At 70.3% G+C, this 17,474-nt stretch carries 15 protein-coding genes; 3 read left to right on the forward strand and 12 right to left on the reverse strand.

Translation table 11 applies throughout. The annotated features are described in order from the left end of the window. Positions 1–185: 185 nt before the first annotated feature. From AW272_RS13855 to AW272_RS13865, 3 genes are all read right to left on the reverse strand, one after another. Complete coding sequence (locus AW272_RS13855; protein ID WP_066364351.1) at positions 186–2,645, reverse strand: polynucleotide kinase-phosphatase; 2,460 nt, start codon at positions 2,643–2,645, stop codon at positions 186–188. After that, positions 2,642–4,027 (reverse strand): 3' terminal RNA ribose 2'-O-methyltransferase Hen1, encoded by a 1,386-nt coding sequence (locus tag AW272_RS13860; protein WP_066364355.1) that lies wholly within the window; start codon positions 4,025–4,027, stop codon positions 2,642–2,644. Before AW272_RS13860 ends, AW272_RS13855 begins: the two co-directional genes overlap by 4 nt. Positions 4,028–4,123: 96 nt before the next feature. After that, positions 4,124–5,035 (reverse strand): LLM class F420-dependent oxidoreductase, encoded by a 912-nt coding sequence (locus AW272_RS13865; RefSeq protein ID WP_066364356.1) that lies wholly within the window; start codon positions 5,033–5,035, stop codon positions 4,124–4,126. Positions 5,036–5,141: 106 nt separating this feature from the next. Between AW272_RS13865 and AW272_RS13870 the strand changes: the two genes are divergently transcribed. Further along, complete coding sequence (locus AW272_RS13870) at positions 5,142–6,086, forward strand: glycoside hydrolase family 18 protein (protein WP_066364358.1); 945 nt, start codon at positions 5,142–5,144, stop codon at positions 6,084–6,086. Between the two features lie 4 nt (positions 6,087–6,090). Here the strand turns inward: AW272_RS13870 and AW272_RS13875 are convergent, their stop codons facing one another. From AW272_RS13875 to AW272_RS13885, 3 genes are all read right to left on the reverse strand, one after another. Then, positions 6,091–6,519 carry a hypothetical protein gene (locus tag AW272_RS13875; RefSeq protein WP_066364360.1) on the reverse strand — a complete coding sequence of 143 codons (429 nt, stop codon included), beginning with the start codon at positions 6,517–6,519 and terminating at the stop codon, positions 6,091–6,093. A 129-nt stretch (positions 6,520–6,648) separates the two neighbouring features. After that, complete coding sequence (locus AW272_RS13880; protein WP_066364364.1) at positions 6,649–7,881, reverse strand: class I SAM-dependent RNA methyltransferase; 1,233 nt, start codon at positions 7,879–7,881, stop codon at positions 6,649–6,651. 7 nt (positions 7,882–7,888) lie between these two features. Further along, positions 7,889–9,937 carry an APC family permease gene (locus AW272_RS13885; RefSeq protein ID WP_066364365.1) on the reverse strand — a complete coding sequence of 683 codons (2,049 nt, stop codon included), beginning with the start codon at positions 9,935–9,937 and terminating at the stop codon, positions 7,889–7,891. 97 nt (positions 9,938–10,034) lie between these two features. On the opposite strand from AW272_RS13885, the gene AW272_RS13890 reads away from it, so the two are divergent. Both AW272_RS13890 and AW272_RS13895 read left to right on the forward strand, forming a co-directional pair. Beyond that, complete coding sequence (locus tag AW272_RS13890; RefSeq protein ID WP_066364367.1) at positions 10,035–10,706, forward strand: potassium channel family protein; 672 nt, start codon at positions 10,035–10,037, stop codon at positions 10,704–10,706. Next, the gene (locus AW272_RS13895; RefSeq protein WP_066364369.1) at positions 10,706–11,365 is read left to right on the forward strand and encodes a potassium channel family protein; all 660 of its coding nucleotides are present in this window, start codon (positions 10,706–10,708) and stop codon (positions 11,363–11,365) included. The genes AW272_RS13890 and AW272_RS13895 overlap by 1 nt, the downstream gene beginning before the upstream one ends. A 5-nt stretch (positions 11,366–11,370) precedes the next feature. Here the strand turns inward: AW272_RS13895 and AW272_RS13900 are convergent, their stop codons facing one another. The 6 genes from AW272_RS13900 to valS all read right to left on the reverse strand — a co-directional run bounded on the left by AW272_RS13900 (position 11,371) and on the right by valS (position 17,431). Then, positions 11,371–12,060 (reverse strand): DUF3159 domain-containing protein, encoded by a 690-nt coding sequence (locus tag AW272_RS13900; RefSeq protein WP_083958283.1) that lies wholly within the window; start codon positions 12,058–12,060, stop codon positions 11,371–11,373. 20 nt (positions 12,061–12,080) lie between these two features. Continuing rightward, positions 12,081–12,467 carry an OB-fold nucleic acid binding domain-containing protein gene (locus AW272_RS13905; protein WP_066364371.1) on the reverse strand — a complete coding sequence of 129 codons (387 nt, stop codon included), beginning with the start codon at positions 12,465–12,467 and terminating at the stop codon, positions 12,081–12,083. Positions 12,468–12,537: 70 nt separating this feature from the next. Next, the gene (locus tag AW272_RS13910) at positions 12,538–13,230 is read right to left on the reverse strand and encodes a DUF3710 domain-containing protein (protein ID WP_066364374.1); all 693 of its coding nucleotides are present in this window, start codon (positions 13,228–13,230) and stop codon (positions 12,538–12,540) included. 14 nt (positions 13,231–13,244) lie between these two features. Next, complete coding sequence (gene dut / locus AW272_RS13915) at positions 13,245–13,682, reverse strand: dUTP diphosphatase (RefSeq protein ID WP_066364381.1); 438 nt, start codon at positions 13,680–13,682, stop codon at positions 13,245–13,247. 11 nt (positions 13,683–13,693) lie between these two features. Next, entirely contained in the window at positions 13,694–14,866 is a 1,173-nt protein-coding gene (locus AW272_RS13920; protein WP_066364386.1) for an AI-2E family transporter, read from the reverse strand. Positions 14,867–14,908: 42 nt separating this feature from the next. After that, positions 14,909–17,431, reverse strand: a complete 2,523-nt coding sequence (gene valS / locus AW272_RS13925; protein WP_066364390.1) for a valine--tRNA ligase — start codon at positions 17,429–17,431, stop codon at positions 14,909–14,911. Positions 17,432–17,474: the final 43 nt, after the last annotated feature.

Raw genomic sequence — 17,474 nt, forward strand, 5'->3', positions numbered from 1 at the left:
GCTGCACCACGACGTTGCCGATGCGCTCGGTGTCCTGCCAGTCATGACGCAGGTGAAACCAGGGCTTTCTCGTTCCACGTATATTCATGAGTGATCGCAAGTTCACGCTCTGTCGCCTGCCCCGATGCTAGGCCCTCTCCACGGACCTTGGGGGTGACGAAGGTGTCGCTCCCGTGAAACCCTCCTCACAACCGAGGATCGACAGGCTCACACTCCAGAGCGAGCACGGAGAAAACCGCCTCATGGACGCGGTGGAGCGGCTCACCGGCCGCCAGTCGCGCGAGCGCCTCGACTCCCAGGCTATGCTCGCGCAGCGCCAGTGACCGCTTCCGCCCGAGGAAACGTTTGCGCAGCTCATCGAGCGATTCCGGGTAGTCGGGGCCGTAGATGATGCGCAGGTATTCGGGCCCGCGCACCTTGATCCCCGGCTGCACTCGGCCAGCCCCCTGGACGACCGGTTTCACCACCATTCCCTCGCCGCCGGCGTCGGTGAGCGCCGTCCACCAGTCCGTCGCCGCCGCGCGCTGATCGGCGTCCTCCAGATCCACGTACGTGTGCCGGGTGGCCTCAATCAGCGGATGCTCAAGCGCGGCCAGGTGATCCAGGTGCCAATTGTGCGGACGGGTCACGGCGGTGGCGCCCTCGGCGCAGGCGAGGATCTGGAACGGCGCGAAACGCAGACCGGAAATACCGGAAACGGGCCCACAGTAACGGGCATAGGCCTCGCGGAACCGGGCAGCGTTGGTGTGGCGGCGCCGGGTGCGGTCAAGAATCGAACCCACATCCAGGCCGCGCCCGGCCGCCGCTTCGAGTGCCGTCACCGCCACCGGCAGGGCCGCCGCGGCGGCGGCGCCGACCGAGGCGTACTGGCTGCGGATCAGCTCGCCGGCCTTGGCCGACCAGGGCAGCAGCTCGCCGTCGAGCACCAGCCACGGGGTGTCGAGCGTGTCGAAGAGCGGGTCGACGGCCTCGCGCAGGGCGCGGGTGAACTCGTCCTGGACGTCGCCGAAGAACGGGCGGCCGGTCCTGGTGAAGATCGTGCCGACGCCCTCGATCCCGAACTTCTTGAGAGCGTCCTGCGGCGTCCTGGCCAGCACGGCGACCGCGCGCGAGCCCATGTGCTTCTCCTCGCAGACCACCCGTTCCACCCCGGCGGCGGCGAACTCGGCGAACGCCTCGTCGGGGTGTTCGAGGTAGCCGTCCTGCCTGGACGTCTCCGGCGGGGCCATCGTCGGCGGCAGGTAGACCAGCCAGCGCGGATCGACCGCGAACCGGCTCATGATCTCCAGCGCGGCGGTGGCGTTCTCCTCCCGGATCTTGATCGTGCCGGTCGAGGTCTCGACGTAGCGGTCGCCGGTGACGTCCGCGATGTCCAGGACGTCGGGCTCCCGTCCCTTGGACGTCAGCGGGCGGGTCGGCTCGTACCAGACCTGCTCGGCCGGGACCGTGAGGAGTTCCTTCTCCGGGTAGCGCAGCGCCGTGAGCCGGCCGCCGAAGACGACGCCGGTGTCGAGACAGATGGTGTTGTTGACCCATTCGGCGTGGGTGGTCGGGGTGTGGCCGTACACGACCATGGCCCGGCCCCGGTACTGCTCGGCCCACGGGTAGCGGATCGGGAGGCCGTATTCGTCGGTCTCGCCGGTGGTGTCGCCGTAGAGGGCGAACGACCGGACGCGGCCCGAAGCTCGGCCGTGGTAGGCCTCCTTGAGCCCGGCGTGCGCGACGACCAGTTTGCCGCCGTCGAGGACGTAGTGGCTGATCAGGCCGTCCATGAACGCCTTGGCCCGCTGGGTGAAGTCGTCGTCTTCGAGGGCGAACTGCTCCAGCGACTTCTCCAGGCCGTGGGCGACCTTCACCTTGCGGCCGTTGAGGGCGCGGACCAGCTTCTGCTCGTGGTTGCCCGACACGCACAGCGCGGTGCCGCGCTCGACCATGCCCATGACCCGGCGCAGCACCGCCGGGCTGTCGGGGCCCCGGTCGACGAGGTCGCCGACGAACACGGCCGTCCTGTTCCCGGGGTGGACGCCGTCTTCGTAGCCGAGCCCGGCCAGCAGGGTCTCCAGCTCCGAGGCGCAGCCGTGGACGTCGCCGATGAGGTCGAACGGGCCGGTCAACTCGGTCTTGTCGGTCCACGACTTCTCGTAGGTGATCGCCGCGTTCTCGATGTCGTCGCCGCGCAGCACGTGGACGCGGCGGAACCCGTCGCGGGAGATCTTCGACAGCGACTGCCGCAGGTCGTTGCGCTGCCGCCGGATGACGTGCGCCCCGAAGTCGCGGTCCGGCCGGAAGGCGTTGCGCGCGGCGGCCACCTCTTCCGGCACGTCGAGCACGATGGCGTCGCACAGCACGTCATGGCTCTTGGCCAGGGCGATGAGCGACTGACGGGCCTTCCACTGGACGTTGGTCGCGTCGACCACGGTCAGCAGGCCGAGCCTCAGCCGCACGCCGACGATGTGGTGCAGCAGGTCGAACGCCTCCGGGGTGGCGGACTGGTCGTTCTCGTCGTCGGCGACCAGTCCCCGGCAGTAGTCGGAGGAGATGACCTGTGTGGGCTTGAAGTGCTTCCCGGCGAAGGTGGACTTGCCGCTGCCGGACACCCCGACGAGCACGACCAGCGACATGGCCGGAACACTGATCGCGGTCATACCTGACCCTCCTTGGTGAAAACGGCCATCTGGGTGGGCGGGCCGACCTCGGGGTCGTCCTCGCCGACGGGCCGGTAGTCGACCTGGTAGCCGTAGCGTTCGACCACGCTCCCCGCCCAGTGACGGAACTCCGCGCGGGTCCACTCGAAGCGGTGGTCGGGGTGGCGCAGGCCGGTGAGGTTCTCGTAGCGCGGGTTGTATTCGGCGTTGGGGGTGGTGACCAGCACGTACAGAGGCTTGGCGGTGCCGAAGACGACGCGCTCCATGGCCGGGAGGCGGGGTGGGTCGAGGTGCTCGACGACCTCCATCAGGACGGCGGCGTCATATCCGGCGAACCGGGCGTCGGTGTAGGTGACCGAGCCCTGGAAGAGGCCCACGCGCTCGCGGGTCCGCTCGCCCATGCGGTCGAGCTTGAGCCGCCGGGCGGCGATCATGAGCGTGTGCGCGGAGACGTCCACCCCAGTGATCTTGTGGACGCCCCGGTCGAGCAGCGCCGCGACCAGCTGGCCCGACCCGCAGCCCAGATCGAGGACGGTACGCGCGCCCAGCTCCTCGATCGTCGCCACCACGGCGTCCCGCCGGAGCGTGTTGAGCGGGACCCGGACCTCCTCCTCGGCCGGGGGCTCCAGCGTCTCCTCGTCGTCGTCGCCCACTTCGGCCAGCCGGGCGAAGGCGGCCCTGGTCAGCGCGGCCCTCCGGTTGAGGAACCGCTTCGTGATGAGGGTGAGGTCGGGGTGGGTGGCCAGCCAGCCCTCGCCCGCGCGGATCAGCTTGTCGACCTCGTCTTCGGCGATCCAGTAGTGCTTGGCGTCGTCGAGGACCGGCAGCAGGACATAGAGGTGGTTGAGCGCGTCGGCGAGGCGGAGCTCACCCTTCAGCGTGAGGGTGACATAGCGGGAGTCGCCCCATTCGGGGAAGGCGGGGTCGAGCGGGATCGGGTCGGCGGTGACGTCCCAGCCCATGGGTTCGAACAGGCGCCTGGCCATGCCCGGTCCGCCGCGACACGGCAGCGCCGGGAGGGTGATCTCCAGCGGGATCGCGGTCTCGACCAGCTCGGGCCGCGCCTTGCAGCGCCCCGACCTGGCGGTGCGGAACACGTCGGCCATGGCGGTGGAGAGCAGCGACGACGCGGCGTAGGGGCGGTCGTTGACGTACTGGCCGAGGCTGAAGTCGGGGGTCGTTTTGCCGCGGGTGCGGGCGAGGCGTACCGCATCGACCTCCAGCAGCAGCGCGACGGTGCACCTCTGGTCATCGGCCTCGGGATAGAAGACGTGCGCGACCCCGAACGCCCGTGGGAACTCCTGCACCCGGCCAGGATGCTTGTGCAGCAGGAAGCCGAGATCGGTGGCCGGTTCACGGGTGGTCGAGATAGTCAGCAGCACAGGGAGAAGTGTGCCCTGGCGAAATGCCGGGAGCGACCGGGTTTCCCCTAAGTGGTTCCCTACTTGTCGGGCGGCTGTCGCCGCCCGACTTCGGGGTCAGACGCGGGGCATGACCTCGCGAGCGATCAGATCGAGGTGGTCGAGGTCGGACAGGTCCATGACCTGGAGGTAGACGCGCTCGGCCCCCAGCTCGCCGAAGCGGCCGATCTTGTCGACGACCTCCTCGGGCGTGCCCCCGAGGCCGCCGGCCCGGAGCTGCGCCGGTGTCTGGCCGATGGCGGCGGCCCGGCGGGAGACCTCGGCCTCGTCGGCGCCGACGCAGACGGTCTGGGCGACCGAGTAGACCAGCGTCCGGCCGGTCTTCTCACTGGCCGCCCGCACCCGGGCGAAGCCTTCGGCCACCTCGGCGACCGAGCGGAAGGGGATGTTGTATTCGTCCGCGTAGGTGGCCGCCAGCAGGGGGGTGCGGGTGGCGCCGAACCCGCCGATGATGATGGGGAGCGGGTCCTGCACCGGCTTGGGCAGCGCCGGGGAGTCGGTGAGCCGGTAGTGCGCGCCGTCGTAGGAGAACGGCTTCTCGGCCGCCCACAGCCCGGTGATGATCGCGAGCTGCTCCTCCAGCCGGTCGAAGCGCTCCTTCACCGGGGGGAACGGAATGCCGTAGGAGAGGTGCTCGGCGTCGAACCACCCGGCGCCCAGGCCCAGCTCGACCCGCCCGCCGCTCATGTGGTCGGCCTGCGCGACGCTGATCGCCAGCGGGCCGGGGAGCCGGAAGGTGGCAGGGGTGACGAGGGTGCCCAGCCGGATCGTCTCGGTCTCGCGGGCCAGCCCGGCGAGGGTCAGCCAGGCGTCGGTCGATCCCGGCCCGGGGTCGCCCCCGTTGATGCTCTGATAGTGGTCGGACCGGAAGAACGCGTCGAACCCCAGCCGCTCGGCCGCCTGGGCGACCGCGAGCAGATCGGCGTAAGTCGCGCCCTCCTGGGGCTCCGTGAAGATCCTCAACTTCATTCGGCCATTATCGCCGCCCCGCCCTTGCTATGGTCCCTTGCGGATAGTAGTCGTCGCGCGACGCTCGGTGGTGACCCAAGTGGATTCCGCAACTCAGCCCCGCCCTGTGGGCACTCCCTCGCGCGCCCTCGTCACGGCCGCCGCGACCGCCCTCGCCGCGGCCACCGGAGCCGCGCTGTGGCTGCTCCCGGCCGAGCCGCTCCCCGAATGGGCCGCCCCGATCGCCCCGCCCGTGGCCGCCGCCCCCGCCGTCGCGGTGGTCCCCAAGGCCGAACGCACCGTCCCCTACGTGACCTTCATCGACGCCATCCGCGCCGAAGGCGGGGTGTCCCGCGCGCCGTCCTACCTGGTCGGCCACGTCAACGCGACCGGCTGCCTCCCGACGTGGAGCGGCCTCCCTGCCTCGGCGAAGAAACCGCTGGTCTCGACCCTGCACAAGACCGGCCGCCCGGTCGCGCTGTCGTTCGGCGGCCCCCAGGGCGCCGAACTGGCCTCGACCTGCGCCTGGCCCGCCCGGTTGCTGCGGGCCTATCGGTCGGTGCTGAAGGCGTACCGGCCGGAATCCATCGACTTCGAGGTCACCGACTCCGCCGACGCCGCCGCGACCACGCGGCGAGCGGTCGCGATCCAGCGCCTCCAGGAGGAGGCCCGCCGGGCCGGCGACGAACTCCTGGTGACGATGACCCTGCCCGCGACGCCGACGGGCCTGTCGACGGCCGACCGCGCGATGCTGAAGGCGACGTGGGCGGCCGGCGCGGAGATCGGACGGGTGAACGTCCTGGTCCCGTTCACCCCCGGAGCGAGCAACAACCTGCGGGCCCTGGCTGACGCGGCCCACGCGACCAACCGCCAGCTGACCCGCCTGCTGAACCGCCCGGCCTGGCCCCACCTGGGCCTGACCCCAGTGCTGGCCAGCGCCGACGACCTGACGGTGGCCGACGCGAAGACCCTGGTGGCCTTCCAGACCAAGAACAGCCTGGGCGAACTGTCGATCAGGGGCGCGATGCCCGGGGAAGAGGTCTCCCAGGTCCTGACGGCCCCGCGCCAATAGCAGATCACGCGGGCGGGCTGACGGCGTCGCCGCTCGTCGGGAAGGGCACCTCGATCGGGGTGCCCGCTCTGCGGCAGGCGCCTTCGACGATGCCGAGCCTGTTCACCAGGGCCGCGGCCTCCGCGTCGACGGCCCGTCCGCCGCTGGCGGCGGCCCGCAGGTCCTCCGCCGCCAGAACGGCCTCGTCCATCAGCGGCTCGACCTCGCCGTTGGCGGCCTGGACGGCGCGGTCCATGTGGCGCAGGGCGGATCCCCAGGCCGGCTCGTCGCCGGACCCTAATCGGCGGGCGGCCTCGCGCAGGTCGTCGGCGGCGAAGGCGAACTCCAGGCAGGCGGCCGCGTTGATCGGATCGGGCGCCGGGGCGCCGGAGGGCCCAGCGGTGCCGCAGGCGGTCAGGGCCAGGGCGAGGCCCAGTAAGGGGGTGATCCTCATGAGGCTCCTCAGGGTTCTCACCCCAAGCGTTGCCCCGCGGGATCGGCGACCCGACGCTCCTGACGCGATTGGTTGGCGTACCAGGCGACGGGCTGACCTGAAGCAGGAACTCCAGGTCAGCGGGACGATCTAGATCTGGACCAGCAGCGCCACGCACTCCACATGATGCGTCATCGGGTATTGGTCGAAGGCGCGGATCTCGGCCAGGTCGTAGCCGAGCTCCTTGAACCACTTGATGTCCCGGGACAGCGTCGCCGGGTCGCAGGACACGTAGACGATCCTGGACGCCCGCAGGCTCGCCACCCGCTCCACCACCTCGCGCCCCAGCCCGGCCCGGGGCGGGTCGGCCACCACGAGGTCGGCGCTCTCCAGCTCCAGCCGGTCGAGTGCCTCCTCGACGCGGCCGCGCTCGAAGGAGACCTGGGAGACACCGCGCAGGTTCCAGCGGGCGTCCTGCACGGCCTGGGCCTCGGACTCGATGCCGAGGACCGCGCCGGTGGGGCCGACGGCCTCGGCCAGGCCGGCCGCGAACAGGCCGGCGCCGCAGTAGAGGTCGAGGGCCCACTCGCCCGGCTTGGGCTGGGCGAAGTCCATCACCGCGTCGAGCAGGGTCTCGGCCGCGCCGGGGTGGACCTGCCAGAACCCGCTGGCCGAGACCCGGAAGTCGCGGTCGCCGGCGCGCTCGATGAGGGTGCCCTGGCCCTGGACGACCCGGGTTCCCCGCCGGCCCTCATCCAGCATCACGCTGGCGTCGATCTCGGGGATCCGCACGTCGCGGTGCGGCTTGGGGGTCACCACGACCGCGTGGTCTCCCCCGGTGGAGGCGATGAACTCCACCGAAGCGGCGCCGCGCCAGCCCTCGGTCGCGACCCGCAGTTCTTCGATCTCCGGGGAGGCGATCCGGCAGTCGGTGACCGGCTCCACCTCGTGGGAGCGGTGCCGGCGCAGGCCCAGCAGGCCGTCGCGCCCGGTCGCGTATTGCACGCGGGTGCGCCATCCCAGGCCGTCGGGCGCCCCGGGCACCTCCTCGACCGTGATCTCACGGTCGATGCCCGCCAGGCGGGACAGCTGTTCGGCCACCACTTCGGCCTTCAGGCGCCGCTGCGCTTCCAAGGACGCGTGCTGCCAGTCGCAGCCACCACATTTTCCGGGCCCGCTGAAAGGGCACGGCGGGGTCACCCGGTCGGGGGACGCCTCAAGGATCTCCACCGCGTCGGCGCGCAGGAAACGGGACGTCTCCTCGGTGATCCGGGCCCGAACACGCTCTCCGGGAAGCGCGTGCCTGACGAACACCACCCGCCCGTCGTGCCGGGCGACGCACCATCCGCCATTGGCCACTTGGCCCACCGTCAGTTCAAGCATCCCCCCATCATGCCTTGGGCTGACCATCGGACCGACCGGGCGGAGATCCATACGCCCGTCGCGCGGAGCCGGGGGCGGCCGCTTCGGCGCGGCCGATGACGCGGTCGGCCGACTGGAGCTGCCACGGGACGCTGGTGACCATGACCCCGGGCTTGAACAGCAGGTTGGCCTTCAGGCGCAGGGCGCTCTGGTTGTGCAGAAGGTGCTCCCACCACCGGCCGACGACGTATTCGGGGATGTAGACGGTCACCACGTCGCGCGGCGAGCGGCGGCGCAGCGACTTGACGTAGTCGAGGATCGGCCGGGTGATCTCCCGGTAGGGGGAGTCGAGGATCTTCAGCGTGACGGGGATGCCGCGCCGGTCCCACTCCTCCTGGAGCTTCTGGGACTCCACCGGGTCGACGCCGACCGAAACGGCCTCCAGCGTCGAGGGGCGGGTCGCGCGAGCGTACGCCAGGGCCCGCAGGGTCGGCTTGTGGATCTTGGAGACGAGCACGATCGCGTGGTTACGGGCCGGGAGCATCGAGGCGTCGACGTCGTCTTCTGGGGCGGCCAGTTCGGCCGCGACCGCGTCGTAGTGGTGGCGGATGCCCTTCATCATCAGGAACAGCACCGGCATGGCGATGCAGACGATGTAGGCGCCGTGGGTGAACTTGGTGACCAGGACGACGATGAGCACGATCCCGGTCATCACCCCGCCGAAGCCGTTGATCACGCGCGACCGCATCATCTCGAAGCGGACCTTGGCGTCGGCCTCGGTGCGCAGCAGCCGGGTCCAGTGGCGGACCATGCCGGTCTGGCTGAGCGTGAACGACACGAACACGCCCACGATGTAGAGGTTCAGCAGCTTGCTGACGTCGGCGTCGAACGCCCAGATCAGCAGGGCCGCCCCGGCGGCCAGGATGATGATGCCGTTGCTGAAGGCCAGCCGGTCGCCGCGGGTGTGCAGCTGGCGGGGCAGGTAGCGGTCCTGGGCCAGGATCGAGCCCAGCACCGGGAAGCCGTTGAACGCCGTGTTGGCGGCCAGGAACAGGATCAGCGCCGTCACGGCGGAGACCAGGATGAACAGGACCGTTCCCGGGCCGAAGACCGCCGAGGCGACCTGGGAGATGATCGGCTCCTGGTAGTAGTTGGGGCCGACCGCCGTGCCGTCGGGGCGCAGCAGGCCGCCCGCGACGTGGGCCGGTTCGGCGACCGTCACGCCCGCCTTCAGGCCCAGGAAGATGATGCCGCTGAACATGCTGACCGCGACCACGCCCATCAGCAGCAGCGTCGTCGCGGCGTTGCGGCTCTTGGGCTTGCGGAAGGCCGGCACCCCGTTGCTGATCGCCTCGACCCCGGTCAGCGCGGCACACCCGGACGCGAACGCGCGCAGGATCAGGAACGCCATGGCGAACCCGGCCAGGTCGACCTCTTCCGGGACCACGTCGAACCCGGCGGTGGGGGCGCGCAGCTCGTCGCCCAGGACGCCCAGGCGGAACACGCCCCACAGGATCATCCCGACCACGGACGCCATGAACAGATAGACGGGGATCGCGAACAGGATGCCCGACTCGCGGATGCCGCGCAGGTTCATCATCGTCAGCACGACCACGATGACGATCGCCACGAGCGGCTTGTGGGTGGCCACGAACGGGATGGTCGCGCCGACGTAGTCGACGCCGTTGGCGACCGACACGGCCACCGTGAGCACGTAGTCGACCAGCAGCGCGCTGGCCACGGTGAGCCCGGCGTTGGCGCCGAGGTTGACCGTGGCCACCTCGTAGTCGCCGCCGCCCGACGGATAGGCGTGCACGTTCTGCCGGTACGACGCCACCACCGTCAGCATGATCACGACGACGCCGACGGCGACCCACGGGCTGAAGTTGTACGCCGCCACACCGGCGATCGAAAGGATGACGAGGATCTCCTGCGGCGCGTAGGCCACGGAGGAGAGCGCGTCGCTGGCGAAGACAGGAAGGGCGACGCGCTTGGGCAGGAGCTGCCCGTGCAGCTCGGTGCTGCGCAAGGCGCGCCCGACGACGAGGCGCTTGACGAGGTCCGTCACCTTTGGCACGACTGTGAATGGTAGCCCCCTGGCCTGGGGCTCGGCACGCGGCAGTACCCTCAGGCGCAATACTGTCCCCATCGACCTCTCGACACCGGCGGGGAGCATGCACATCGTGATCATGGGGTGCGGGCGCGTGGGATCCACGCTCGCCCACATCCTTGAGGACAACGGCCACTCGGTCGCGATCATCGATCGTGATCCCCAGGCGTTCAGGCGCCTGCGCGCCGGGTTCCGTGGGCGCCGGGTGACCGGGATCGGCTTCGACCGCGACGTACTCGAAGAGGCCGGCATCGAGTCGGCCCAGGCCTATGTGGCCGTGTCCAGCGGCGACAACTCCAACATCATCAGCGCCCGGGTGGCCCGTGAGACGTTCGGCGTCGACAACGTGGTCGCCCGCATCTACGACCCCCGCCGCGCCGAGGTCTACCAGCGGCTGGGCATCCCGACCGTGGCGACCGTGCGGTGGACCGCCGACCAGATCCTGCGCCGGGTGCTGCCCGAGGGCGCCGAACCGCTGTGGCGTGACCCGACCGGCACCGTCGTGCTGGCCGAGGTGACCTACAACCCGGCCTGGATCGGCACCCGCGCCAAAGACCTCGAAGCCGCCATCGGCGGCCGGGTCGCCTTCCTCAACCGGATGGGCGAGGCGGTCGTACCGAGAGAGGACACCGTGCTCCAGGAGGGCGACGTGCTCCACGTGGTCGCCGCCGGCAACCACATGGACCACATCAACAAGCTGTTGTCCGGCACGCCCGCCGAGACCGAGGAGAACTGATGCGCGTCACGATCGCGGGGGCGGGCGCCGTCGGCCGTTCGATCGCGGCCGAGCTCCTGGAGAACGGCCACGAGGTGCTGCTGATCGACATCGACCCCAAGGCCATCAAGATCGACAGTGTGCCGAGGGCCGAGTGGCTGCTCGCCGACGCCTGTGAGATCTCCGCACTCGACGAGGCCGGGCTGAACGCCTGCCACGTCGTGATCGCCGCCTCCGGCGACGACAAGGTCAACCTGGTCGTCTCACTGCTGGCCAAGACCGAATACGGCGTGCCGCGGGTGGTCGCCCGGATCAACCACCCGAAGAACGAGTGGCTGTTCAACGAGTCGTGGGGCGTCGACGTGGCGGTCTCCACGCCGCGTCTGCTCAGCGCGCTGGTCGAAGAGGCGGTCAGCGTCGGCGACCTGGTGCGGCTGATGACGTTCCGCCAGGGGCAGGCCAACCTGGTCGAGCTGACCCTGCCGGAAGACGCGCCCGTGGTGGGCCAGCGGGCCGGTTCGGTGCCGTGGCCGACCGATTCGGCCCTGGTCGCGATCCTGCGCGAGGGCCGGGTGCTGGTGCCCTCGGCCGACGACCCGCTGGAGGCCGGCGACGAACTGCTGTTCGTGGCCAGCCAGGAGGTCGAAGACGAACTGGCGCAGCTGCTCGCGCCCCACTAAGTGATTCAGGCGGCTTCGGGGGTGGCGGCGTTCGTCCGCCCCCGGGCCAGCATCCAGCCGACCGTGGCCAGCGCGGCCAGATAGACGGGCCAGCCGAGAGCCACCTTGGCGATGCCGAGCCAGAAGACGTTGCCGGCCAGGTAGAGCGGGATCTGCACCGCGAGCTTGATCAGGCCGGGCAGCGCCATGATCCACGAGAGCTTCACGCACAGGTCGACGATGCCCTTGTCGCGGTGCCAGGCCACCGGGTCCTCGGGGTTGGTGGCGCCCAGCAGGAACCCCAGGAACGGCCACCGCACCAGGATCGACAGGATCATCACCGCCTCGACGACGGCGATGTAGACCATGCCGGGCAGGAACGCGTCTTCGGCGTTGCCGCTGCGCAGCGCGAAGAACGCGCCGATGCCGATGCCGAACAGGCTGTTGAGCACGAACTGCGGGGTCGACCGCTGCACGATGCGGGCGAGCAGCAGGACCACCGACAGGGCGACCGACAGGATCACGGAGAACTTGAGGTCTTCGGTGAAGATCCAGGTCAGCGTGAAGGCGATCGTCGGCACGGCCGCCTCGACGGTGCCGCGCTTACCGCCGAACGCCTTGGCGATCTGGTTCCGGACCACGGCCTCGACGGTCTCGTGGGCGCTCACCGGCTTGCTCACCGACTGGGGCGCGGACGCCTCTTCGGCAGTGCTCACGTGTGGTTCACCGTTCCTCGTCACCCGGTTGGGCGCAGTTCGTACCGCGGGTTGAACATGACCTTGCGACCATCTTGCAGGCTCACGAGGCCCTCCGCACGGACCACCCGGCCGGGCTCGATGCCGACGATCTTGCGTCGGCCCAGCCAGACCAGGTCGATGACGTCGGAGCCGTCGTAGAGCTCCGCCTCCAGGGCCGGCGCGCCGCCCCGTGGCCGGAGCGTCACCGTACGGAGAGTACCGGCCACGCAGAAGCGCTGGCGCTGGCCACACGCCGCGATGGGAGTGGCCCCGTGGTTCTCGAGGTCCTCACGTAGCTCGGCCGCTTCCAGCTCGGCCTGGCTGGTGGCCAACCGCCGGAAGAAGCCGCGCAGTCCGCCCTTTTTGACGGGCTCCTGTGTACTCATGATGCTTCAGCCTAGGCGATGGGCCGCCAGGTGCATAACGGTCCCATATCGACCGGGCAAAAGCGGGAATTCACCGGGTTTCGGTGATCTCCGGACCTCGGTCATAGGGGTTGTACGGCTTGTCGTCCGCCTGCTCCTCCAGGGCCTGGCGGGCCTCGGGGGGAAGCTGCAACTGGATGCCCTCGCGGGGAGCCATCGGGTCGTCGCCACGGACGACCACGACCTCGCGCACGACGCCCTCGAGGACCGCGGCGGCCCCCGGGTCGACGGCGGCGCGGCCGGTGATCACGGCGCGCAGGAACCAGCGCGGACCGTCGACCCCGATGTAGCGGATCGGCGCCTGCTGGCCGTTCTCCTGCGGCACGTTGGCGTGGAGCTCGGCGCCGAAGGGGCCCTCGTGCTCCTCGACGGTGCCCTTGGCCGCCTCGATGTCGCGGCTGAGCTCGACCCGGAGGTCGTCCCACAGGCCGGACTTCTTGGGGGCGGCGAAGGCGTGGAGCTGCAGGGCGCTCTCCTGGGCCAGCACCAGCGCACCGACGATCTGCTCGCCGGCCACCTGGAGCTGGACCTCGAAGTCGGGCCCGATCGGCAGGTGCAGCCCGCCCAGGTCGACCCGGTCGGCCTCCGGGTAGCTGTCGGTGGAGTCCCACGGCCCGGACTCACGGCCCGAACCCTTGGGCTCTGCGGCCCCCTGCTGACCGGGAGTGGGGTCGGACGGCTTGTCGGACGGGGCCTCGGCCGCGCCACGTCGGCGTCGGAACACTTGGTTCACCTTTCCTATCTGCCGGTGGAGCCGAAGCCGCCGGCGCCGCGCGCCGACCCGGGCAACCGCTCCACCTCGTAGAACGCCGCTTTCTCGACCCGCTGGATGACCAGCTGGGCGACGCGGTCACCGCGCCGCAGCCGGACGGCCTCCTTGAGGTCGGTGTTGAGCAGCGTCACCTTGATCTCGCCTCGATATCCGGCGTCGACCGTTCCAGGCGCGTTGACGAGCGTCACGCCGTATTTGGCGGCGAGCCCGGAACGCGGGTGGACGAACGCCGCATAGCCGTCGGGCAGCGCGATCGCCACGCCCGTGCCGACCATGGCCCGCTCACCCGGGAGCAACTCGACGTCTTCCGCCGCGTAGAGATCGGCACCCGCGTCGCCCGGATGGGCGTATGCCGGTAGCGGTAGCTCAGGGTCGAGCCGGTGGATCAGCACCTCGACACTCATGGATCGCAACCCTACCGGTTGGGGCCACCCGGGACCGCGTCTCCCGCGCCTGGTGGGGGCTCTGGTTCGGGCGGGGGCGGTCCGATCAACCTGGGTGGTTCCTCCGGCCGGTCGCGGCGCAGCTCGGGCAGCGCCCGGTAGATCACCGCCGAGATCGGGACGGCGACCACGGCCCCCGCGATGCCGCCGATCACGCCGCCGACCGTCAGCACGATGATGATGGCCAGCGGGTGGAACTGCAGCGCCCGGCCGACGATCAGGGGCTGGAGCACGTGGTTCTCCAGCTGCTGCTCGACCACCAGGACGCCGACGAAGATCAGGGCGTACACCCAGCCCTGGGAGCCGAACACGACGAGGGTGGCGATGCCGCCGGCGAAGAAGATGCCGACGATCGGGATGAACGAGGCGAAGAAGATCAGCACCGCGAGCGGCGCCCACAGCGGCACCCGCATCCCCGCCAGCACGATGCCGATGACCAGGGCGTGGACGGCCGCGACGGCGACGGTGCCCAGCACGTAGTGCGACAGCGTGCGCCAGGCGGCCCGGCCGGCCCGGTCGACCCGGTCGGACGCGCCGCCGAACGCCCGCAGGAACCACGCCCAGATCCGGTCGCCGTCCTTGAGCAGGAAGAACGTCACGAACAGCAGCAGCACGATCGCGGCCAGCACCTCGACGAGCGCGGTCGCGCCGGTCAGCACGGTGTCGGTGATCTGGCTGCGCTGCTGGTTGAGCTGCTGGGTGAGGTCGTCGACGAAGTCGGCGATCTGCGCCTCGCGCAGGTGGAGCGGCCCGGTCAGCAGCCAGTTCTGCACGTCGCGGGCGGTCTGCTGGATCTGCGCGACCAGCCCGGGGAACTCCTCGTTGGCCCGGTTGCCGATCAGGAAGCCGAGGCCGCCGATGAACGACAGCGCGACCAGCATGGTCAGCCAGGTGGCGTAGATCGGCCGCAGCCCGGCCCGCCGCAACCGCTTGGTGATCGGGAACAGCAGCGCCGTCAGCAGGAACGCGATCGCGACCGGGAGGGTGACGAAGCTGAGCCTGGCGACGATCATCGCGAAGATGTAGACGACCACGCCGATGACGATGACCCGCCAGGACCAGGCGGCGACGATGTTGAGTGTCGGCGGTACGTCCGGCCCCCGCCGGCCCTTCCCCTGATGGGCTCGCTCACGTTCTGCGATCACGCGTCAAGCCTGGCACGGGAAAGGGCCCGGCGCGCAACCGGATTAGGCTTCTTCGAGGACGGTCTTCACCACGAGCGGCCCTTCACCGGTCTCCAGCACGAACTCCTCGACATTGCCCGCCGAGCACAGGTCGTCTTGCGCCAGCCGCACGAGATCGGCCTTCTCGCCCCGCACGTCGAGCAGGGTCACCTCGGCCCGCATCGACAGCTTGGCCGCCGACTTGGCCTTGCGCACCCGCGCCAGCACGTCGGCCACCGCCTCGAGCACCGCCGGGTCACCGCCGCGACCGGCCACGCTCGGCCAGGTGGCGGTGTGGACGGAGCCCTCCCGCCACCACGACCAGACCTCTTCTGTCACGAACGGCAGGAACGGCGCGAACAGCCGCAGCAGCATGTCGAGCGCGGCCCGCAGCGCGACCACCGCCGAGGCGTCGCCGTCGTAGGCGCGCGCCTTGACCAGTTCGAGGTGGTCGTCGCAGAACGCCCAGAAGAACCGTTCGGTCCGTTCGAGCGCCTTGGTGTAGTCGAAGGCCTCGAAGGCGCGGGTGGCGTCGCGGACCACCTCGTCGAGCGCGGCCAGCATCGACAGGTCGAGCGGCGCGGTGACCTCTCCTTCTCCGGCCTCGAAGGAGAGGACGAACTTCGACGCGTTGAGGATCTTGATGGCCAGCCGGCGGCCGATCTTGATCATCCCGGTGTCGAAGGTGGTGTCGGTGCCCGGACGGCCGTTGGCGGCCCAGTAGCGGACGGCGTCGGAGCCGAACTCCTCGAGCAGGCCCATGGGCGTGATCACGTTGCCCTTGGACTTCGACATCTTCTTGCGGTCGGGGTCGAGGATCCAGCCCGAGATGGCGGCGTGCTTCCACGGCAGCACACCCTCTTCCTGGTGGGCGCGGACCATCGTGGAGAACAGCCAGGTGCGGATGATCTCGTGGGCCTGGGGCCGCAGGTCCATCGGGAAGACCCGCTGGAACAGGTCGTCGTCGCGCTGCCAGCCGCCCGCGATCTGCGGGGTCAGCGAGGAGGTCGCCCAGGTGTCCATGATGTCGGGGTCACCGGCGAAGCCGAAGGGCTTGCCGCGCAGGTCTTCGGTGAAGCCGGGCGGCACGTCGGTCGCCGGGTCGATCGGCAGCATGCTCTCGGGCGGGGTGAGCGGCGCCTCGTGGATGATCTGGCCCTCGGCGTCGAGCTGGTACCAGACCGGGATCGGCACGCCGAAGAACCGCTGCCGGGAGATCAGCCAGTCGCCGGCCAGCCCCTCGACCCAGTTGTCGTAGCGGACCCGCATGTGGGCGGGGTGCCAGATCAGCTCCCGGCCCCGGTCGAGCATCTCCCAGCGCAGCTTGGCGTCGCGCCCGCCGTTGCGGATGTACCACTGGCGGGTGGTCACGATCTCAAGGGGCTTGTCGCCCTTCTCGTAGAACTTGACCGGCCGCTTCACCGGCCGCGGCTGCCCTTCCAGTTCGCCGCTCTCCCGCAGCATCTCGACGATGCGTTCGCGGGCGCTGTGCATGGTCTTTCCGGCGAGTTCCTTGTACGGCTCCGCGTTCACGCCCTCCGGGGCGTCCGGCAGCATCCGGCCGTCCCAGCCGACGACGGCGCGCGTGGGCAGGTCGAGCTCCCGCCACCAGACGACATCGGTGACGTCGCCGAAGGTGCAGATCATCGCGATGCCCGAGCCCTTGTCGGGTTCGGCCAGATGATGGGCGAGGACCGGGACCTCGACCCCGAACACGGGCGTGCGCACGGTCGACCCGAACAGCGGCCGGTAGCGCTCGTCGTCGGGGTGGGCGACCAGCGCCACACAGGCCGGGATCAGCTCGGGCCGGGTCGTCTCGATCCAGACCCGCCCGGCGAACCCCTGCGCCTGCTGCTCGGGCGACAGGTGGAAGGCGATGCGGTGGTAGGCGCCCGGCCACTCGCGGTCTTCGAGCTCGGCCTGGGCGACGGCGGTCCGGAACGTGACGTCCCAGAGGGTCGGGGCCTCGGACAGGTAGGCCTGCCCGCGCTCCAGGTTCCGCAGGAACGCGCGCTGGGACGCGGCCCGCGCGTTGGCGTCGATCGTCTGGTAGGTCATCGACCAGTCGACCGACAGCCCGAGCCGCCGCCACAGCTCCTCGAACGCCTTCTCGTCGTCGGCGGTCAGCCGCTCGCACAGCTCGATGAAGTTGCGCCGGGAGATCGGCACCTGCTGCTTGCCGGGCTTGTCGGGCGGCTGGAAATCGGCGTCATAGGGGACCGAGGGGTCGCACCGGACGCCGTACACGATCTGGACCCGGCGTTCGGTCGGCAAACCGTTGTCATCCCACCCCATGGGGTAGAAGACGGCTTTGCCCCGCATCCGCTGGAACCGGGCGATCGTGTCGGTGTGGGTATAGGAGAAGACGTGGCCGACGTGCAGTGAGCCGGAGACGGTCGGAGGCGGCGTGTCGATCGAGAAGATCTGCTCACGCGGCCGCGACCGGTCGAACCGGTAAAGGTCGTCGGCGGCCCAGCGGGCTACCCATGCCTGCTCCAAGCCGTCGAGGGAGGGCCTGTCGGGGGGCAGTGGTCGCTGAGTCGTCATGCCACCAGATGTTATGGCGTACGAGCCTGGCGGACGCACCAGA

It is taken from the genome of Herbidospora mongoliensis, assembly GCF_001570545.1.
Classification (GTDB): domain Bacteria; phylum Actinomycetota; class Actinomycetes; order Streptosporangiales; family Streptosporangiaceae; genus Herbidospora; species Herbidospora mongoliensis.

Coding starts and splice junctions, on each gene's coding strand:
- AW272_RS13855 (WP_066364351.1), bottom strand. CDS start 2,645: ATGACCGCGATCAGTGTTCCGGCCATGTCGCTGGTCGTGCTCGTCGGG.
- AW272_RS13865 (WP_066364356.1), bottom strand. CDS start 5,035: ATGAAGTTGAGGATCTTCACGGAGCCCCAGGAGGGCGCGACTTACGCC.
- AW272_RS13875 (WP_066364360.1), bottom strand. CDS start 6,519: ATGAGGATCACCCCCTTACTGGGCCTCGCCCTGGCCCTGACCGCCTGC.
- AW272_RS13880 (WP_066364364.1), bottom strand. CDS start 7,881: ATGCTTGAACTGACGGTGGGCCAAGTGGCCAATGGCGGATGGTGCGTC.
- AW272_RS13890 (WP_066364367.1), top strand. CDS start 10,035: ATGCACATCGTGATCATGGGGTGCGGGCGCGTGGGATCCACGCTCGCC.
- AW272_RS13895 (WP_066364369.1), top strand. CDS start 10,706: ATGCGCGTCACGATCGCGGGGGCGGGCGCCGTCGGCCGTTCGATCGCG.
- AW272_RS13905 (WP_066364371.1), bottom strand. CDS start 12,467: ATGAGTACACAGGAGCCCGTCAAAAAGGGCGGACTGCGCGGCTTCTTC.
- dut (WP_066364381.1), bottom strand. CDS start 13,682: ATGAGTGTCGAGGTGCTGATCCACCGGCTCGACCCTGAGCTACCGCTA.
- valS (WP_066364390.1), bottom strand. CDS start 17,431: ATGACGACTCAGCGACCACTGCCCCCCGACAGGCCCTCCCTCGACGGC.